Origin of the sequence: Pseudomonas sp. RIT-PI-o, assembly GCF_001297215.1 — a bacterium.
Taxonomy (GTDB): domain Bacteria; phylum Pseudomonadota; class Gammaproteobacteria; order Pseudomonadales; family Pseudomonadaceae; genus Aquipseudomonas; species Aquipseudomonas moraviensis_A.
In genome coordinates, this window is sequence record NZ_LHPA01000011.1 from 1 (window position 1) to 18,202 (window position 18,202).

An 18,202-nucleotide genomic window follows, 5' to 3' on the forward strand; every position below is an offset into this window, starting at 1 on the left:
CGGATGGGAGGACCAGTTATGCCGAGCCGCTGGAGTTTCGTGTCGGCGTGGCGCTGGATCTGAAAGAGCCGAAAATCAAGCAAGCCCCGAACGACACCAGCCTCGACCCGCTGGAGGCCCAGAACGCCCTGACCTCAGTGATCAACTATGACGGCATGCTGGTCGGCGACAGGATTATCGTCCGCTTGACCGGCGCCCCCGGAACGCCGGCTGCCGGTTCGCACACCACCGAGCCATGGCCCGTCACCACCGTCGGCCCGCAGGAAATACCGCTGGCTGTCTCGGTGATCGCCTTCAACCTCGCCAAGTCCATCACGCTGGATTACACGGTAACGCGCGGCACCCAGGATCCGAAAGAGTCGCGGATTCGTGCGCTGGCGGTGTCGCCCATTGCGCAAAGCGATTTGCCCGGGCCGCTGATCACGCAGGCCTCCGAACAAGGCGAAGGGCCGGAGCTGGACGTCAGTCAATTGACCACCAACGCCACCCTTCGCGCGAACAGTTACCCGCATATTGCGTTGAGACAATATGTCTGGCTGAAAGCGAAAGGGACATTGAAAGGCGGGGGCGACTACTTGAAAACCTTCTGGCAACCGCCGGGTTCGCATGTCAGCGCGACATGGATTAATCAGGGTTTTTACGCCCAGAACGGCTTTCCGCTGCCGGACTTGCAAAGCCTGGAAGATGGCAGTGACCTGGAATTGGAGTTCAAGGCAGGCTTTGGCGGCACTCAAGTCGAGACAGAGGCCGTGACGTTTGCCTTACGGACTTACAGGATCAAGGCCTACGAAAACGTTGTACCGACCCTCGGCTCGGTAACAGGCTCACCCAGCGGGGATGAAATCCCTCACGGCGGCCTTACGGTGGAAACTGCCGTGACCCTAAGCGGCGTTGCCGCCAAAGGCCAGAAGGTCGAAATCTATGACGGCACGGTCTCCAAAGATCAGGCAACGGCACATGCCACAACCGGTGTCTGGACGCTGCTCGTCAGTGCCCTGGCTGTGGCAGCGCACAGCTTTACCGTCAAGGCTTTGTACGGCTCCGGCGCCGTGTCGGCAGCCAGAACACTGACCGTGACGGCGGTTGTCGTCCCTACGCTGAGCAACGTGCTTGACGACAAGAACGTTGAAATCCCTGAGGGACAAATTACCGTCAGCACCGCCCTGAAGCTCATAGGCACCGCGAGCAAGGGCCAGAGAGTCGAAATTTTTGAAGGAAACGGCCCGAGCCACACCTCCAAGGGGGTGGCCACCGCCTCGACAGCAACAGGCATGTGGGAGTTGCCTATTACTGTTGCAGTGGGTGCCCGGAGGTTATACGCAGGATCGCTGTATACATCGTCCCCGCAATGGTCAAATGTGCGCACACTGACCGTAACGGAAGCCACCGCTCCGACACTGGACAATGTATTGGACGACAAAGGGGTGGTAGTGCCAAAGAATACAAACACTCTCAGTACGTCTCTGACACTCAAAGGCAGCGCCAGCATCGGTCAGAAAGTCGAAATATTCGACGGTACGACTTCCATAGGTGAAGTCACCGCGACATTGGGTATTTGGGAAAAGCTGATTACAGGTCTGAGCCTTACCTCGCACACATTCACCGCTAAAGCAGTTTACGGTTCTGGAGCTGTCTCGACCGCGTGGAAGGTCACCGTGCAAGCATTCACGCTGGATCGGTCGCCCATGAATCTCAATGGTTTATGTTTGATTCTGGATCCATCCAACTCACCCAGGTGGAAAAAATCGGGCGCTGTAGAACCAGGTACCACGCAAACTCGCCGTCCGACAGTAGCAGCAGAACCGGTTAGTTACGTGTCATCCAATCCATCGATCGCATCAGTCGACTCCTCTGGAAAAGTAACCAGCGTAAACAAAGGCAAATCAATAATCACTGTAACTGACGCGAGATTGAATTCAGGAACCTACGAAGTGAACGTGACCAATGTTCATCGCATCACAATCCGCCGTGGCACCGTAACGTCCGCACAAGGAAATGCTTGGATTGCCTCTGTTGGTGGTATCAACGGCGGAGAATATGTAATGAACACACTGCAACGCTTGTGCTCGAATGATGGCGAACTAGGAACTCAGTACACTGGATCGACTACGAGGTTTTATGCCGTCGAATCTCACTCGTCTCAAGCCTATCTAATGGGTATTGATAGTGGTGGGGATGTGTCTCGTAACAGTGTGGTGGCCATGATTCCTGTTTAATTGTGCCTCTTGGCGATGTCGGGGACGTTATGGGAACAGATAACGATTACTGACCTGTATTCAGTGATGTTCTTCAATAAGGCAGATTACGTTGGTTTAACAGGAGCAGACCATGTTTCATCCTAGTCTTTATCTCTTAAACTCATATATTCAAAAGACATCCAGACACGCCTTCGAGGCTACACCTCCTTGCGCCATTGCCTACAGGGACGCACAAAGGGGAATTTAACCAGTGATTTAAACAGCGAGACTTGATCGAGATTTACTGCTGACCGGTATTGCCCTTTCGCGAGCAAGCTCGCTCCCACAGGGAAACGCATTCCAACTGTAGGAGCGAGCTTGCTCGCGAAGGGGGCTAGTGAAGTCAGCGCAAACCGCCTTTTAAACTCAGGTGTTTAAAAGACACCTTCAGACACGCCTTTCAGGCTACAAATTCTTGCGCCATTGCCTACAGCTACGCCAGAATCCGCCGGCTTGTGCGCCTTGGGGACGGGTTCTATTGTGGTGCGGTCGCTGACGAATCAGCGATCGGGTTTAGCGATCCGATACCTTACAGACGCTCAATCCCCATTCTCAATTGCAGCATTGTCTATCTGCACTTGGCGTCATGGTGGCTGTGCGTGGGAGACCTTCGGGTCTACCCGGGGTTTCTGTGACCCGGATCGCTAACCTGCGTACAGCCGCCACCTTTACTTGTTTAGCGATGAGCCGTGGCGGCTAAATCAACCACGGAGCTTCCCCATGATCAAACCAACACCCAACCCACCCGAAACAGACCCCACCTCCCCCTACGAATCCCTCGATTCTAAAAAACTCCACCAAGCCGCCGACCGCGCCCTCGATCACTACCTCTGCCCACCCGGCTCCACGCCACCACCCTTCAGCCCTCGCGCCATGTACGCCGTCACCGCCGACACCAAAAACGAAGACCTGCTGGCCAACGCCTGCGAAACCCTCGCCTCGGCCAAAACCATCGCCCAGGAATTCGCCGGATTGGTGAAACCGTCGCAGCGCCGGACGCTGATGGGCATCGCGCAGCTGATCATGCTCGGCGAATTGGCGGTGAATCGGGTGCTGGATAATCTGGAGTTGCCGCAGTAGCGCTGCGTCACGATGATCGTTCCCACAGGGGATTCGTGTCGCTCTCACGGCTGCGGTTACAGCGCCGAATTTGTGGGAGCGAGCCTGCTCGCGAAGGCGGTTTGTCAGTCACTGAAGCTTCGACTGGCAGATTGCGTTCGCGAGCAGGCTCACTCCTACAGGGGATCGGGTCAAGGCTGGAACCATTCGTGGCGTTCGTTGAAGGTTTGCTGGATGAGCTCGGTGAGGGTGTTGGTTTCGGGTGCGTTTTGTGAATCGGCGTTGATCGCGAGCCATACGTGGAGCTGCATCGTCTCGGCGAATAATCCTGGCAGGGCGGTAAGGCCCCGGTCAAAGCGGCTCATATATGCCGGAAGCAAACCGATGCAGGCGCTGCAGCGGATCATCTCCAGCATCAACTCATAGGACTGCATCTGCACGACTCCGGCCAATCTCTGCTCCACCAGCTCATTCCATGGTCTGAAACTCTCCACCTGTCGATCATGCTGCCATTGCACCAGCATGAAATCCGCCAGATCTTCCGGCGTTTCCGGGCGCGCCGTCACCCGTGAATAGCGCTTGGCAATGTGCGGCAGATACTCGATCCGCGCCAGGTGTTGCGGCTCGCTGGTGGTGAACGTCGGGCCGGGAGTTGGGCTTTCACCGGGCGCGAGCCAGAGGACTATGTCGGCGCTGACGGCACGTAACGCCAGCTCACTGTCGAGGGCGATGATTTCCAGGCGCAGGCTGGCGTTGCGCCGCAGCAGTGCGATGAGGTCGCGGCCGAGGATGTCGTGGAGGATGGATTCGGCGATGGCGAGGCGGATCAGCGGTTGCTCGATGACCGGAAGTTTGCGTTCGTGGGCCAGGGTGATGAGTCGGGCCTGCAGTTGCTGGCCTTCGCGGGTGAGGCTGAGGTTGCTGCCCTGAAAACTGAACAGGCTGTGTTGCAGTTGCTGTTCGAGTTGCGCGAGTTGTTTGCGCAGCAGGGTCGAGCGCACGTTGAGGCTGCGCGCGGCCTGCATGAAGCAGCCGCAGCGGGCGCTGACCAGAAAGTATCGGGCGACTTCGCTATCGATGGTGGCGGCCTGGTCGAGCCAGGATTCGGGTCTGGATTGAGGCGATTGGTAATCAGCGGCGCCCGGGCGTCCTGCGGGTTCGGTGAATGACATTGATGACTCCCTGTCGATCTAATGTGGTTGTCGTTACGCAATTCCTTTGTAGGAGTGAGCCTGCTCGCGATAGCGGTGTGTCAGCCGACATTTCTTAACCTGACATACCGCTATCGCGAGCAGGCTCACTCCTACAGGGGGCTAGCGGTGGTCCTCGAGGATTTTGTTCAGTTCAGCGCCGTCGATGCTCAGGGTGGCGGTGTTGAGCATGCCGTCCAGGTAGGCTTGGGCGATCTGTTCCTGGCGTTGCGCACGCAGGGCCTGGGTCAGTTGATCGCGCAGTTCATCGAGGGTGGCGGTGCGGGCCGGTTGTTGTTCTGTGAGCTTGATCACGTGAAATCCGGCGGCACTCTGAACAGGATCGGACACCGCGCCAACCTTGAGCCGCGCCACGGCGCCACGCACTTCCGGCACCAGTTGCTGCAACGGCTGCAACCCGGTATCACCGCCCCGCTCGGCCGTGACGCGATCCTGCGAATACTGCGTGGCCAGCGCGGTAAAATCCCCCGGAGCGGCCTGAGCTTTCTTGCTCAACTCGGCGGCTTGTTTGCGCACCGTTTCGACATTCGCCGCATCGCCGACACCCAGGAAAATCTGACTGACCCGATACAGCGCCGGCGTCTGCCAATTGGCCTTGCCGGCGTCGTACGCCTGCTGCAACTCAGCCGCACTTGGATACTCCGCCGGCACCTGGCTCACCGAGCGCAAATAATCACGAAACACGATCTGTTCTGTCGCCGCCCGGGTCTGCCGCGCGACGTCGGGACGCTGTGCCCAACCCTGCGCATCGGCCTGCTCCAGCACGGCTTTCTCCGCCAGTCGCGAACGGATCCAGCGCTCCAGTGCCTCACGGTTGCCGCGCAGTTGTTCACGGGTTTGCGCCGGGACAGTCTCGAGCAGCGCCTGCAATTCCTCTGGCGAAACCTGTTGATTGCCCAATCGCGCCACGGCTGGCCCGGCTGCAACCGTCATTACCGGCGACGGCTGCTGAGCGGCAACCGGATCACTCCCCGGTCGCAGCACTAGCGCCACGGCCACCACCAACAACGCGACCGCACCGGCGCCGATTACCACGGCTGGCTTTTTCACAGCGCGACTTCCTCTGCTTCGTCGACGGCGACTTTGGCGGTTTGCGCACCCGCGCTCTGGCTGAAATCGCGCAGGTAAACGATGAACTCCTGCAACAGGCGATCCCACAATTCCAGGTTGCCACGCAGGTGCTCATTGCTCACGCCAGCGGCCACGACCACGTCCATTTCCATGACCAGAAATTCGCCCTGCAACGACAACCGCGCAAACCGCCGTGTCGCGTTCCACTGCTCCGCGACGCCCTGGGGCAAGTCACCCTGCACGCGCAGGGCGCAGCTGAAGGTGAAATCGACAAAGCTGCCCTGCTCCAGCGCCGGATTGCCAAAACGCACGGCGTAGCCGATGCCCTGGCTGGCGCTGAGCAACTGGACGATGCCGTTCTGTTCGCTCGGGTTGACGCGATAACCAGCGGCTTGCAATACCTCGGTCAGCGATTGCGGGGAAACGTGGGTGATCAATTGAGTCATGGCTTCTTCCTTGCTCGTGAGTCTTATGAATCAGTGCGCGATCGCGGCTTGCGGCGCGTCGAATTGGGTTTTGTAGAGCTCGTCGCCAAAGCCCTGGGCCAGTTCATCGAACTTGACCCGGGCACTGCCGGCGAAGGGCTGGCGGATCTTCATCACTTCGGCGACGTCGATGTTTTCGTAGGCCGTCAGGATCTGTTTGGCGACGCCGTACATTTGCTGATTCTTGACTGAACATTGCTGCACTTGTGTGTCACGTTCCGCCAGTTGCGCTTGCAGCTTCGCCCGTTCGGCTTCTTTGCCGCGGGCAAGAACCAGCAAATCGTCATAGGCCTTCTTGAACTTACCGGTCTGCTCAGCGCTGGCCGCCACTTGCGCCTGGGCCTGGCTGTGCAGGCTTTGTTGCTGCCCGGCCAATTGCTCGGCGAGGCCTTTGGCTTTAGCCAGTTCGGCAGTCAATTGCTTGATCTGCGCCTGAGCAGCCTTGGCTTCATTCTGCGCCGCCAGTTGCGCGGCGCTGGCCTGGGCCTGCTGACTTTGCAGGGCCTGCAATTGCTGGGTGGTGCTGCGCAATTGCGTGCGCAAGCGTTCCTCCATGCCTTCGGCGCTCGCCCCGCTGGCAATCAACAAACCCAGGCCCAACGCCAGAAAACGCGTGTTCATAAAGCTCTCCCGGCGCCCTAGAAGCGCGTGTTGATCTCAAGCTGCAAGACGTCGATGTCGAACGGCGCGCCGTACACCGCTTCGGTGCTCATCCAGCGGCCCGTTGCGGAAACGTTCTTCGCCAGGCCGTAGTTGCCGCCCATGAAATAGCCCTTGGCGTTGGTTCCGCCGAGGTGGAACGACGAGTCGTTGAAGCCATCGGGCAAAGCGTCAGGCTGGATGTACTTGTAGCCGGCGAACAGGTTCCAGTCGCCCTTGCGCTTGAGATCCAGCGCGTTGCCGAGGGTGAACTGCACCATCCATGCGTTGGCGCCGCTTTCGATCTCGCCGTTGCTGTCGAGGTTGTTGACGATCTGCCCGGCCGAACGCTTGCGCATGTCGCCTTCGTCGTAGCTGAGGTTGTGGATGTAGTTGCCCTGGCTGCGCAGTTTGAAGTCCTGCGGCAGGTCGGCGTCCCAGACGACGTTGAGATCGAGCAGGTTGAACTCGGACGCAAGCCCGACAAATTGCGGCTGCGGCGTGGCGCTCGGGTTGAGCGGGTTTGGCGTGATGTCACGCAGCAGGAACACGCTGTTGCCCTTCTGCATGAACGCTGCGCGAGTGCCGTCGCTGTCGCAGCCCGGCGCGCCGGCCCATGGTTCGCAAGGGCTGGAGCGCTGACCCTGAATGTCGTCGAAACGGTAGTAGGCCAGCGCACCCTTCAGGCGGTTGTTGCTGTTGATCGCCCACTTCGCCCCGAGTTGCGCGCCGTACAGCCACTTGTTGTCGCTCTCTTCCTTGTCGAAACCGTTGCTGCTGGAGGTGTCGTTGGTGTAGTCCACCGGGAACGCGCCGACGGTGCCGAACACGCCCCAATCGCGGTTGAGCTTGTGGTCGAAAATCGCCGCCACACCGTCGAAATTCAGGTCGTTGGAATAGAGCATGTCGGTGGACATGAACGGGTTGGCGAAGCGCCCGCCGGTCAGGGTCAGTTCGTCCATTGGCTTCCAGCTCAGATAGCCCTGATCGAGCCAGATGTCTTTCTTGGCGAAGCCACCGCCGAGGTTCTGCGTGGTCGAAACCGGGTTGTTGTCCGAACCGGTGCCGATGCGAATGCCGGCGGTCCATTCCTCCGAGATCACCGCTTTCATGCCCAGCCGTGCGCGCAGGCGGAAGAGGTTTTCGCGGTCCTCGCGGGTGTTGAGCAACGGCGGCAGGCTGGTGCTGCTGTTGGGGTTCACGTCGTACGGGCCGTTGTTGTTGAGCTTGGCGAAGTCGACGATTTCGTTGCTGTTGTTGCCCGAGTAGTAACGCGATTCGTCACGCAGACGAATGTCGCCATCGAAACTGATGCGCGAGGCCCAGTCCGGGAAGGTATTCGGCGCTGCCCAGTTTTCCTGTTTGGCGGTGGCCATGACCTCGGCTTTGACCTGATCGCGGATCTGGTCGCGCACCGCTGCCGGCACGTATTGCACGCGGACATCACCCGGCGCGGCGACCGGCCCGGCCGCTACCGCAGTTGAAGCCGCCGCTTGTTTGGCCTGCGCGGCTTCATTCTGCGCCTGGGCGATCAGCGCGTCGGCCTTGTCCTGTTTCAGAATGCCCTGCTCGACCAGCAAGCGGATCAGATTGATCGTGGCGTTCTCCGAAGGCGCGGGCGCTGCCACGGCCTGACCGACCAGGGTCGCAATGACCATGCCGACCGCCAGGGACAATCGATTCACGTTGGAAATCATCTGCACACAACTCCTTTTGCCGAAGCTTGAAAATGGGTTAGCCCGGACGCCGCCCTTGCAGGGACAGGCGCACAGGTAAAGTGATGGAGGCCGGAGGCCGTTCGCTGAGCGCCGGCGCACCGCGTAAAGCGGCCAGCACCTGGGTATCGATTTGCGGGTTGCCGCTGGACTTGATCAGCTCGACACGGGTGATCTCGCCGACGCTGCTCAGCCAGACGTCGGCCTGCAGCGAGAACGCGAGGTTGCGCAGGTCGGGGTTCTCGCGCAGCAGACGCTGGAAGGTGAACGCCAGAAACTGGCTGTACGTGCCCGTGCCCAGCCGCCCGCCACCCGCGCCGGCCATGCCGCCGCCCTTGCCCGCGCCGATGTTGAAAGCATCGCTGCCGGCCTGAGCATCGCCGTCCATCTGCATCGGGTTGGCCAGATCGTCCGCCGGCGATGGCGGCGCCTCTTCCTCAGGCTTGACCTCTTCCGGCTCCGGCGTTGGCTCAGGCTCGACGACTTTTTCTTCCACCGGGGTTTCCGGCTCCGGTGGTTTCTCCGGGGGCGGAGGTGGCGGTGGCGGCAACGGAATGATCGTCGGCACCTTTGGCGCTTCACGGCGCACGCCGGCCATGTCGTTGGCCCACTGCCAGAGGAACCACGCGGCGAGCGCGCCGACCAGCAATCCGGCGCCCCACTTCACATAGCGCAACGGCGACTTTTTCACGGGCGGCGGCTCGATCGGGAGTTGTGCGGTCATGACTCAGCCCTGACTCGGTTTGCCGGTGACGAGACCGACCTGGGACAGTTCGAGCCGACGCAGCAGATCGAGCACTTCGATAACTTTCTGGTACTGCACCGTCGCATCGCCGCGCACGATCACCGGGAAATCCGGGCTTTGCGCTTTCTCGATGCGCAGGCGCTCTTCCAGTTCGGCCAGCGTCACCGGATAGGCATCGAGGAACACCTGGCCGCCGTCGTTGACCGAGATCGCCTTGGTCTTGGCCTCCGACAGCGACACCGAAGCGCTGGCCTTGGGCAGGTTGATCTGGATCCCGGAGACCTGCGCGGTGGCGGTGAGGATGAACATCACCAGCACCACCATCAGCACATCGACCAGCGGGGTGATGTTGATGCTGTCCACCGCGGCATCTTCGTCATCGTCGTGGGAGGCATTTACGGACGCCATGGCAGTGCTCCTCAGGCCGGTACAGAGTGGTTGGCGTGATGGCCGCGCTGGTGCGACGACTCACTGAACTGGCTCTCGCCGTGCATCTCCGCCAGACGGGTAATGAACTCGTCGACGAACACGCGCATGTCGGCGCTGACTTCCTTGTTGCGGGTGATCAGGCGGTTGTAGCCAAACAGCGCCGGAATCGCGACGAACAGGCCCATCGCGGTCGCGAGCAACGCGGCCGCCATGCCCGGCGCAATGGCATTGATGTTGACGTCGCCGGCCATCGCCGTGCCGAGGAACACCACCATGATCCCCAACACCGTGCCGAGCAGGCCGATGTACGGGCCACCGGCGATGGCGTTGGACAGGGTCGAGAGTTTCGAACTCAACTGCTGGTTTTCGCGGGTGCGCACGCCATCCATCGAGCAGCGAATGGCTTCGATGGTCGCGGCGGAAACCGACGAGGTATCCGCGCCCTGCTCGCGGCGGGTGCGGATCTCTTTGACTGCTACCAGATACAAGCGCCACAGCGACGAGTGCTGCAGGCGCTGGGCCAGTTGCGCGTCGTCGGCGAACATCTCCAGGCGCGTGCCGACCTTGGCGAACTGCACGCGGAAGTCTTCGTTGGCAGCGGTGACGCGGCTAAGGCTGCGGTTCTTGCGCAGCATGATGATCCACGACTGGAACATCATCAGCACGAGCACGGCGATGATCACCCAGGCGTCAATTGGCACCGCATTAAGCAGGAAACCAAGGCTGCCGAAACCGAACCCGGACTGTTCTTCATCGACGCCGTAAGCCACCAGTTTCGACTCGGCGCCTTGCGAGGTCGCATCGGCCAGCAATAGCGCGGCCGGACGGGCGACTTTCGACAGGCGCAGTTCGTCGATAGCGCCAGCGAATGGCTGGAACGCACCTTCGTGCAGATCGGCGCCGATGGCCATGACCGAGTTGAACGCCGGCATCGCTTGAGCCAGCACCGCGCTCTCGCGACCGTTGATGTACAGGGTGACTTTCGAACCTTCGGCGGTGAGCGCAACGTGTTGCCATTGCGCCGGTGTCAGCGCTTGGGTGGCAGCGGCGCGCTGGCCGTCGATCTCCACGAATGGCAGGCCCTGGCTGACGCCGATCAGCAGACTTTGCGTGCCTTCGCGCCGAGCGAGAATCAGTTGCTCGCCACTGGCCTGATCCAGTCGCAGCCAGGCACTGAAGGTGAATGCGCTGCCAGGATTATGTTGCAGCGACGGACTGGCCGGCAGCAACAACGGCTGACCGCTGAACTGCAAGGCGCGCCCGACCACGCCATCAATCGCTGCGCCAGTCGCGCTCTGCGCAGCGTTGCCGTACGCCGTGGTGTCTTTCGCCGGCGTGCCGGTGGCGCCGTCGAAGTGATAGAGCGCGGTGTAACTCGGATCGAAGGTCAACTGGCCGTTGCCGGTGGCCGGGGCTTTCTGGTTGCCGTAATACATCCAGATGTCCTGACGCTGACCGCCCTCGACATTCGGCACATCGACCCAGATCAGCGCCATGCCCATCAACGCATCGAAGCTTTCGATCTGGTGGTTGAGCACGGTTTTGTCATCGGCAGCGACGAAGCGCAGGTCGGAGCCGTCCTCTTTGACGCCGTCAAAAGTGAAGTTGCCGGTGTGCAGGCGCACCAGCAGCGCGGTGCGGCCGAGGGCCTGATTGATCGCCGCGCCTTGCGGGGTGGTGTCGACGGCAATCTGTTTGCGGTAATGCCAGTCGTCCTGCCACCAGGCCTGGGCCGTGGCCGGGAGCACGAAGCCCAGGCAGATCAACAACGAAAGGAGAAGGCGTTGCATGGACGTGCTCCGTTAGAAAGTGGCTTGAAGGTTGAAGTGCAGGCGCGATTCCTGTTTCGAGGTGTTCGGCCCTTCTAGTAGCGGGTAGCCCCAGTCGAGGCTGCCGGACAGCCATTTGCTCAGGCTGGCGCGGGTGCCGAGGCCGACGCTGGCCAGGGCGTAATTGGCGTCCTGGTCCGGCAGTTCGTCGCGCAGGTAAAGCTGCGCACCTTCGGCGAAGGCGTAGAAGCGCCAGTCCTGCATCCACGTGCCAGCGAATTTCGCCAGCGACGGTGTGCGCAATTCCTGGCTGAGCAGGTAGCCGTCGTCTGCCGTGCGTTCGGCGGCCAGATAGCCGCGCACCGAGGTGGCGCCGCCGGCGGAGAATTGCTCGTTGGAAACCAGCGGCCCCGAGGCCAGTTGGAACGCCGCTTTGCTCGCGCTCTGCCAGTCGTTGTCGAAGGTCCAGGTGTAATTGGTGTCGCCCTTGAGCACGGCGAAACTCGGCTTGGCACGGTAGCGTTTGTAGTCGAAATCATCGTCGTCGCTGCCGTAGCCGAATACGCTGCGTGTAGCGGCAACCAGGCTCAGACCGAGGCCGAGCTGGCTCTTTTCGCTGTAGCGATAACCGTTGTAGGCGAAGGTGAACGGCGCGTATTTGAGCGGCACCTTGTCGCTTTCGCCGGACAGGCTCAGGCGCTCGTCGAAGTCCTTGAAATCGATGCCGGCCGACAGCGAGTTCGACCAGTTGCCGCTTGAGGGCAGCGTGTAAATCGCCGCGACACCGTAGGAATGCCCTTTGCCGAGGACGTTGCTGCCGCCGATGGTGGCGACGTTGCTGTCGGACTGGTAACCGGAGAATTGCACGCTCCAGCGTTCGCTCAGCGGCGCGGTGTAGGAACCGGACCAGACCTTGGCGTTGTCGGTTTCCTGGGGTGCGGTGAAGAACGTCAGGTTGACGCTGTGGCCGAGCTGCCAAAGGTTGTTGTAGCCGAGGCTAGTGACGCTGCGCAGCTTCTCGGTGTCGGCGCTGTAGTCGTTATTGAGGCCGACGCTGGCCGTCCACGGATTCTGGTCTTCGACCTGCAGATCGACGTCCATGGTGCCGGGCCGCTGACCTTCGCGCACCAATGGCATGACCTGACGGCCCGGGGTCTTGTTGAGCTGCGCCAGTTCGCCCTGGACCTTGGCGAAGTCCGGCACCTCGCCTTCCTTCAGCGCCGGGACGTTGTCGCGAATGTCCAGCGGCGAATAGTGTTTGGCGCCGACCACACGTACCCGGCCGACCTTGGTTTCGCTGACTTGCAGATAGACGATGCCATCGGCCACGGCCTGCTCGGGCAGCTCGACGAACACCGATTGATAGCCGCGTTCCTGATAGGCCTTCTGCAACGCATCGCGGGCGCCTTCGATGTCGCTCAAGGCTTTCTGCGGGCCGAGAAACGGGTACACCGCTTCTTCGATCGCCCGCGCATCGATCACGGTGTTGCCGCGCACGAAGTACTCGTTGACGTCGACCAGACGCTGCGCGCCGGGCGCGTCTGTACCCTCCTCGGCCAGCGCCGGCTGCGCGCCCGCCGTCACCAGCAGCCAGCCCCACAGCGCCAGCCGTGACGTGAAAATCCGTTCCACACTACCCCCTGAAATTCGCGATGACCTGTGGGCGTTAGCGCCCGGTGTGATGCGTCAATTGCTGATCGTTGTGGCGCACGCGTGCTTGCCCAGCCAGGTGTGCAACAGCGCGAAGTTCAGCGAGAACTCGGGCATTTGCAGCAACGCGCCGCAGAACACTTCGCCGATGATTTTCTGAATCAGCAGCACCGCGCGCGGCTCGTTGAGCAACGTGGCGATGTCGCGACTGAGGGCAGTGAAACTCCAGACTTTCTGGTTCAGGCCGAGGCCGACGAACCAGCGGAACAGCAGGTTGTAGTTGAGCTGTTCATAGAGTTGCTGTTCGCTGGGCACCGAATACAGCAGTTGCAGGAGCAGGATGTGCATGACCGTTTGCGCGGGAATGAGCATGCCGGGCGCGGCGTTCAGGTCGCGCAGCAGATCCTGGTGAGCGTCGAGCAGATCGTCGATCTGCGGGCGCAACAACACCAGCGAATGGCCCGGCGGAATGTAGCTGGACACTTCTTTCAAAGCGCCCTGCCAGTCCTCCTGCGAGACGATCCAGACCCACGGCGCGCCGTAGCGATACACCGAAACCGGCTTCTTGCGCGCGGCTTCGACGATCTTCGACAGGCGTTGATCGAGCTCCTGCATGCCCACTTTCGAATAGCGTTCCATAGTCCCCATTGCCTCACTCCCGGCGTCCCGCCTCGGCTTGCAAAGTGCGCCTCTAAAGGCCCCTCAAGCGCGTTACACAGGCATGACCGGACTGGCAAAGGGCTACCGAACTTTTGTCATAAAAGCTTCATTACCGGAGGCCATAGCGGTTGCGCCGCCCCCCCCTGTAGGAGTGAGCCTGCTCGCGATGGCGTCAGGTCAGCCAACTCTTCTGTGACTGACACACCGCAATCGCGAGCAGGCTCACTCCTACAGGGGATTAGTGGTTGTGCACATGAACCTGTGGGAGCACCGTTGCGTGACATTCGCGTGACATTCACGGGGTTAAATCAACGGGCATTCAGGCGTATAACCTGTAGAGACTTTTTGATCTGCATGCGGACATCAACACGGGGTAGCGACATGACCACAGCAAACATCCTTGGCAATCTGTTCCCTTCTGTCAGCGACATCCCGGACAAATACCGCCTTGAGGCTCAGGTCGAGCAACGCGAATATCTGGTCGACGGCCAGTTGCGCCGCTGGGACGGCCCGCTCGCGCAGGTGCGTAGCCCGGTTTACCTGAAAGGCGCAAACGGTGAAGAACAGGTCATTCTCGGCAGCACGCCGCTGCTGGATGCCGACACCGCCCTCACCGCCCTTGATGCCGCCGTCCGCGCCTACGACCGCGGCCAGGGCTTGTGGCCAACCATGCGCGTGGCCGAGCGCATCCAGCATGTCGAAGCGTTCCTCGGCCGCATGCGTGAGCAGCGCGAAGCCGTGGTCAAGCTACTGATGTGGGAGATCGGCAAAAATCTCAAGGACTCGGAAAAAGAGTTCGATCGCACCTGCGATTACATCGTCGACACCATCAACGCCCTGAAAGAACTTGATCGCCGCTCAAGCCGCTTCGAGCTGGAGCAGGACACCCTCGGCCAGATCCGCCGCGTGCCACTCGGCGTCGCACTGTGCATGGGCCCTTACAACTATCCGCTGAACGAAACCTTCACCACGCTGATCCCGGCGCTGATCATGGGTAACACCGTGGTGTTCAAACCGGCCAAGCTCGGCGTGCTTTTGATTCGGCCATTGCTCGAAGCCTTCCGCGACAGCTTCCCGAGCGGTGTGATCAACGTGATCTACGGCAGCGGCCGCGAGACTGTCAGCGCACTGATGGCCAGCGGCAAGATCGACATTTTCGCTTTCATCGGCACCAATAAGGCCGCCAGCGACCTGAAGAAGCTGCACCCGAAACCACACCGTTTGCGCGCCGCTCTTGGTCTGGATGCGAAGAACCCTGGCATCGTCTTGCCCGAAGTCGATCTCGACAATGCTGTCAGCGAAGCAGTCACCGGCTCACTGTCGTTCAACGGCCAGCGCTGCACCGCGCTGAAAATCCTCTTTGTGCATGAAGACGTGGTCGACAGCTTCATCGAGAAATTCAACGCCAAACTGGCCACGTTGAAACCGGGCATGCCGTGGGACAGCGGTGTTTCGCTGACGCCGCTGCCGGAGTCCGGCAAGGTGGATTATCTGCACGGTCTGGTGGCAGATGCGCAGAGCAAGGGTGCGCAAGTGGTCAACCCGATTGGCGGCGAATCCCGCGCGTCGTTCTTCTATCCGGCGGTGCTGTACCCGGTGAACCCGCAGATGCGCGTGTATCAGGAAGAGCAATTCGGCCCGGTCGTGCCGATTGTGCCGTACCGTCATCTCGATACCGTGATCGACTATGTGCTGGAGTCGGATTTCGGCCAACAGCTGAGCATCTTCGGCACCAACCCGGTGGCGGTCGGCCGACTGGTCGACACCTTCGCCAATCAGGTCGGCCGAATCAACCTCAACGCCCAGTGCCAGCGCGGTCCGGACACTTACCCGTTCAACGGCCGCAAGAACTCCGCCGAAGGCACGCTCTCGGTTCACGATGCTTTGCGGGTGTTCTCGATCCGCACGCTGGTGGCGACCAAATTCCAAGAGAGCAACAAGGATTTGATCAGCGAGATCATTCGCGGGCGTGATTCGAGCTTCCTGACCACCGATTACATCTTCTGAGTCGGCTATCGGGCAGAGTCGGTTAATCCTGCCCGATAGCGGCCGCCTCCCGGCGTTTCAGTGTCTACACTGAGCCCAGCATTACTGGATGCCCGGGAGGCTGACCATGCTCGATTACTTCGCGTTGGGCCTGTTGGTGTTTGTCGGTCTCGTGCTGTTTTACGGGATCATCGTGCTGCATGACATCCCGTACGAGATCGCCGTCCACCGCAAGCACCCGCACCAGGATGCCATTCATGCCACGGGCTGGGTCAGCCTGTTCACCCTGCATGCGCTCTGGCCGTTTTTGTGGATTTGGGCGATGGCCTACCGGGAGGACCGCGGCTGGGGCTTCGGTGATGGCAAACCCGTGCAAAACCATGTCATCCGGCTGGAGCAGCAAGTGCTGGAGCTGCAGGACCGCATCGAGCGACTCGAAGCGCAGTCTCCTGCTGCCCCTGCTGCCGATACGCGGGGGATCTGAGCATGGATCTGTTGCTCATCCTCACCTACGCCGCACTCTGTGTCGCCATCTTCAAGATCTTCCGCATTCCGCTGAACAAGTGGACGGTGCCCACGGCTGTTCTGGGTGGTGTGCTGATCATCGGCGCGCTGATTTTCACCATGAACTACAACCATCCCTATTCCGAGGTGGCGCGCTCCTACTTTGTCTCGGTGCCGGTGATTCCGATCGTCAGCGGCCAGGTCATCGACGTGCCGGTCAAGGGCAACGAGCCTCTGCAAAAAGGCGACGTGCTTTTTCGCATCGACCCCACGCCTTTTCACAACCGGCTCAAATCACTCAAGGCGCAGCTGGTAGCCGCCAAGGGCGACCGTTATCGCATCACCGAACTGATTCGCCGCAACTTCGGTACTCAACGCGAACTGGACGCGGCCATCGCCCGCACTGACGATCTGCAGGCGCAACTGGACAATGCTCAGTTCGAGCTGGACAACACCGTGGTGCGGGCGCCGAGCAAAGGCTTTGTGACCCATGTTTCGCTGCGACCGGGGATGATGGCGAGCAAGCTGCCGCTTCGCCCGTCGATGGTGTTTATTCCCCAGGAAGGTCAGTATTTTGCCGCGTGGATGCGTCAGAACAGCCTGCTCCGTCTGACAGTGGGCGATGAGGCCGAAGTGGCCTTCGATGGCATTCCCGGCAAGGTCTTTGCGGGACGGGTAAAAAGCGTGATTGGCGTGATCGCCGAGGGGCAGGTGCAGCCTTCCGGCACGCTGATCAGCTACACCGGCTCGCGACCGGCGGGACGGGTGCCGGTGATCATTGAAATCACTGACCCGGCTTTCGCCGAATACAGCGCGCTCATGCCTGGCGGCGCTTACGGACAAGCGGCGCTGTACAGCCAGCACTTCCATCACATCGGCGCGATGCGCAAAATCCTGCTGCGCATGTCGGCCTGGATGAATTACATTTTCCCCTTCCATTGATTTGACTGACTCACGAGGTTCGCACTGACTACTTACAGCTCCCACGGCCTGCCACCGCTGTTGCGCCGAATCCTGCGCCCGCTGCTGGACCCGTATCGGCGCTACCGCCACGCCCGACTGATCCATTCCGTGCGGGTCGCGCTGGGGTTGCTGGCGACGATTCTGTTGACCACCGGCATCAACCTTCCCCACGGCGAGTGGGCATCGGTGACGATGCTAGTGGTGATCGGTGGTTTGCAGCACCACGGCAATATCGGCAAGAAAGCCGCCGAGCGCGCCATCGGCACCTTGATCGGTGCAGGGGTGGGGTTGGCGCTGGTGGCGCAACATGCGTGGCTGGGCCTGCCGTGGCTGACCTATTTTTCCATGGCCGTGGTGTGTGGCTTTTTCTCGTATCACGCGATCGGCAAGGGTGGCTACACCGCCCTGCTCTCGGCCATCACCGTGTTCATCGTCGCCGGACATGGCGACAACCCGATCACCGATGGTCTGTGGCGCGGTGTCGACATCTTGATCGGCATCGCCCTCGCCCTGGCTTTTTCCTTCGCCCTCCCGCTGTACGCGGTCTACTCGTGGCGCTACAACCTCGCCGATGCCTTGCGCGATTGCGCTACGGTGTACGGGCGCATCATCAACGGTGAAGCGGTCAGCGCCGACGAACATGTGCGGCTGATGAGCAAAGTCGGCGCGGTGATGGTGCAATTACGCTCGCTGATGCCGTCGGTGTCCAAGGAAGTGAAAATCTCCATGACCGAACTCGACGCCATTCAGCGCAACCTGCGCATGTGCATCAGCACCCTGGAAATCCTCGGCAATATCCGCCCCAACGCTAGCGACCCCGCGGCCACGGCGCATCTGCAAACGGCACTGAAGGCTGAGCACCGGCAGATTCGCGTGCAACTGATCGGCATGGCCCGCGCGTTGAAAACCGGCGCTTCGCAACGGCTGGAGCGACCGATGGAGCTGCCAGCAGTGGACCTTGATGCGCCGGTTGCCAATACGCTCGACGGCTACCGGATGTTGACCCGACAACTGGCGGCCAATATCAGCCAGATGCGCCAGCGCTTGGCAGCGACGGCACCGCGCTGGAACATCTGATC

16 protein-coding genes are annotated in these 18,202 nt (G+C 60.8%); 6 read left to right on the forward strand and 10 right to left on the reverse strand.

What is annotated here, in order from left to right; genetic code table 11:
- Window positions 1-2,216, forward strand: a 2,216-nt coding sequence (locus AEQ63_RS02695) for an Ig-like domain-containing protein (RefSeq protein WP_177330584.1), incomplete at its 5' end; no start/stop codon positions are given.
- A 741-nt stretch (window positions 2,217-2,957) separates the two neighbouring features.
- On the forward strand, window positions 2,958-3,317 hold the full coding sequence (locus AEQ63_RS02700; RefSeq protein WP_042610027.1) for a DUF6124 family protein: 360 nt from the start codon (window positions 2,958-2,960) through the stop codon (window positions 3,315-3,317).
- Between the two features lie 170 nt (window positions 3,318-3,487).
- Here AEQ63_RS02700 and AEQ63_RS02705 read toward each other — a convergent pair whose 3' ends face one another.
- The 10 genes from AEQ63_RS02705 to AEQ63_RS29220 all read right to left on the reverse strand — a co-directional run bounded on the left by AEQ63_RS02705 (window position 3,488) and on the right by AEQ63_RS29220 (window position 13,658).
- On the reverse strand, window positions 3,488-4,468 hold the full coding sequence (locus tag AEQ63_RS02705) for a LysR family transcriptional regulator (RefSeq protein WP_064361683.1): 981 nt from the start codon (window positions 4,466-4,468) through the stop codon (window positions 3,488-3,490).
- 141 nt (window positions 4,469-4,609) lie between these two features.
- On the reverse strand, window positions 4,610-5,557 hold the full coding sequence (locus AEQ63_RS02710) for a peptidylprolyl isomerase (RefSeq protein ID WP_064361684.1): 948 nt from the start codon (window positions 5,555-5,557) through the stop codon (window positions 4,610-4,612).
- Entirely contained in the window at window positions 5,554-6,024 is a 471-nt protein-coding gene (locus AEQ63_RS02715) for a YbjN domain-containing protein (RefSeq protein ID WP_064361685.1), read from the reverse strand. The genes AEQ63_RS02710 and AEQ63_RS02715 overlap by 4 nt, the downstream gene beginning before the upstream one ends.
- Window positions 6,025-6,054: 30 nt before the next feature.
- Window positions 6,055-6,684: a hypothetical protein gene (locus AEQ63_RS02720; RefSeq protein ID WP_064361686.1), complete on the reverse strand. Its 630-nt coding sequence runs from the start codon at window positions 6,682-6,684 to the stop codon at window positions 6,055-6,057.
- A gap of 17 nt (window positions 6,685-6,701) precedes the next feature.
- Entirely contained in the window at window positions 6,702-8,399 is a 1,698-nt protein-coding gene (locus AEQ63_RS02725; RefSeq protein ID WP_064361687.1) for a putative porin, read from the reverse strand.
- A gap of 37 nt (window positions 8,400-8,436) precedes the next feature.
- Window positions 8,437-9,141: an energy transducer TonB family protein gene (locus AEQ63_RS02730; RefSeq protein WP_064361688.1), complete on the reverse strand. Its 705-nt coding sequence runs from the start codon at window positions 9,139-9,141 to the stop codon at window positions 8,437-8,439.
- 3 nt (window positions 9,142-9,144) lie between these two features.
- Complete coding sequence (locus AEQ63_RS02735) at window positions 9,145-9,570, reverse strand: ExbD/TolR family protein (protein ID WP_007915482.1); 426 nt, start codon at window positions 9,568-9,570, stop codon at window positions 9,145-9,147.
- Between the two features lie 11 nt (window positions 9,571-9,581).
- Window positions 9,582-11,381 carry a DUF2341 domain-containing protein gene (locus tag AEQ63_RS02740; protein ID WP_064361689.1) on the reverse strand — a complete coding sequence of 600 codons (1,800 nt, stop codon included), beginning with the start codon at window positions 11,379-11,381 and terminating at the stop codon, window positions 9,582-9,584.
- A gap of 12 nt (window positions 11,382-11,393) precedes the next feature.
- Entirely contained in the window at window positions 11,394-12,992 is a 1,599-nt protein-coding gene (locus AEQ63_RS02745; RefSeq protein ID WP_064361690.1) for a ShlB/FhaC/HecB family hemolysin secretion/activation protein, read from the reverse strand.
- A gap of 54 nt (window positions 12,993-13,046) precedes the next feature.
- The gene (locus AEQ63_RS29220; protein WP_080902524.1) at window positions 13,047-13,658 is read right to left on the reverse strand and encodes a transposase; all 612 of its coding nucleotides are present in this window, start codon (window positions 13,656-13,658) and stop codon (window positions 13,047-13,049) included.
- Between the two features lie 393 nt (window positions 13,659-14,051).
- On the opposite strand from AEQ63_RS29220, the gene AEQ63_RS02755 reads away from it, so the two are divergent.
- From AEQ63_RS02755 to AEQ63_RS02770, 4 genes are all read left to right on the forward strand, one after another.
- Window positions 14,052-15,677 (forward strand): NADP-dependent glyceraldehyde-3-phosphate dehydrogenase, encoded by a 1,626-nt coding sequence (locus tag AEQ63_RS02755; protein WP_064361691.1) that lies wholly within the window; start codon window positions 14,052-14,054, stop codon window positions 15,675-15,677.
- A 106-nt stretch (window positions 15,678-15,783) separates the two neighbouring features.
- The gene (locus AEQ63_RS02760) at window positions 15,784-16,140 is read left to right on the forward strand and encodes a DUF3302 domain-containing protein (protein WP_064361692.1); all 357 of its coding nucleotides are present in this window, start codon (window positions 15,784-15,786) and stop codon (window positions 16,138-16,140) included.
- A gap of 2 nt (window positions 16,141-16,142) precedes the next feature.
- The gene (locus tag AEQ63_RS02765; RefSeq protein ID WP_064361693.1) at window positions 16,143-17,102 is read left to right on the forward strand and encodes an HlyD family secretion protein; all 960 of its coding nucleotides are present in this window, start codon (window positions 16,143-16,145) and stop codon (window positions 17,100-17,102) included.
- 57 nt (window positions 17,103-17,159) lie between these two features.
- Complete coding sequence (locus AEQ63_RS02770; protein ID WP_177330587.1) at window positions 17,160-18,200, forward strand: FUSC family protein; 1,041 nt, start codon at window positions 17,160-17,162, stop codon at window positions 18,198-18,200.
- The last annotated feature ends 2 nt before the right edge of the window (window positions 18,201-18,202 follow it).

Bases quoted from the DNA above. Each gene is read 5' to 3' on its own strand.
- AEQ63_RS02705 (WP_064361683.1), bottom strand. From the start codon at position 4,468: ATGTCATTCACCGAACCCGCAGGACGCCCGGGCGCCGCTGATTACCAA.
- AEQ63_RS02740 (WP_064361689.1), bottom strand. From the start codon at position 11,381: ATGCAACGCCTTCTCCTTTCGTTGTTGATCTGCCTGGGCTTCGTGCTC.
- AEQ63_RS02730 (WP_064361688.1), bottom strand. From the start codon at position 9,141: ATGACCGCACAACTCCCGATCGAGCCGCCGCCCGTGAAAAAGTCGCCG.
- AEQ63_RS02720 (WP_064361686.1), bottom strand. From the start codon at position 6,684: ATGAACACGCGTTTTCTGGCGTTGGGCCTGGGTTTGTTGATTGCCAGC.
- AEQ63_RS02755 (WP_064361691.1), top strand. From the start codon at position 14,052: ATGACCACAGCAAACATCCTTGGCAATCTGTTCCCTTCTGTCAGCGAC.
- AEQ63_RS02735 (WP_007915482.1), bottom strand. From the start codon at position 9,570: ATGGCGTCCGTAAATGCCTCCCACGACGATGACGAAGATGCCGCGGTG.
- AEQ63_RS29220 (WP_080902524.1), bottom strand. From the start codon at position 13,658: ATGGGGACTATGGAACGCTATTCGAAAGTGGGCATGCAGGAGCTCGAT.
- AEQ63_RS02760 (WP_064361692.1), top strand. From the start codon at position 15,784: ATGCTCGATTACTTCGCGTTGGGCCTGTTGGTGTTTGTCGGTCTCGTG.
- AEQ63_RS02715 (WP_064361685.1), bottom strand. From the start codon at position 6,024: ATGACTCAATTGATCACCCACGTTTCCCCGCAATCGCTGACCGAGGTA.
- AEQ63_RS02700 (WP_042610027.1), top strand. From the start codon at position 2,958: ATGATCAAACCAACACCCAACCCACCCGAAACAGACCCCACCTCCCCC.
- AEQ63_RS02765 (WP_064361693.1), top strand. From the start codon at position 16,143: ATGGATCTGTTGCTCATCCTCACCTACGCCGCACTCTGTGTCGCCATC.
- AEQ63_RS02725 (WP_064361687.1), bottom strand. From the start codon at position 8,399: ATGATTTCCAACGTGAATCGATTGTCCCTGGCGGTCGGCATGGTCATT.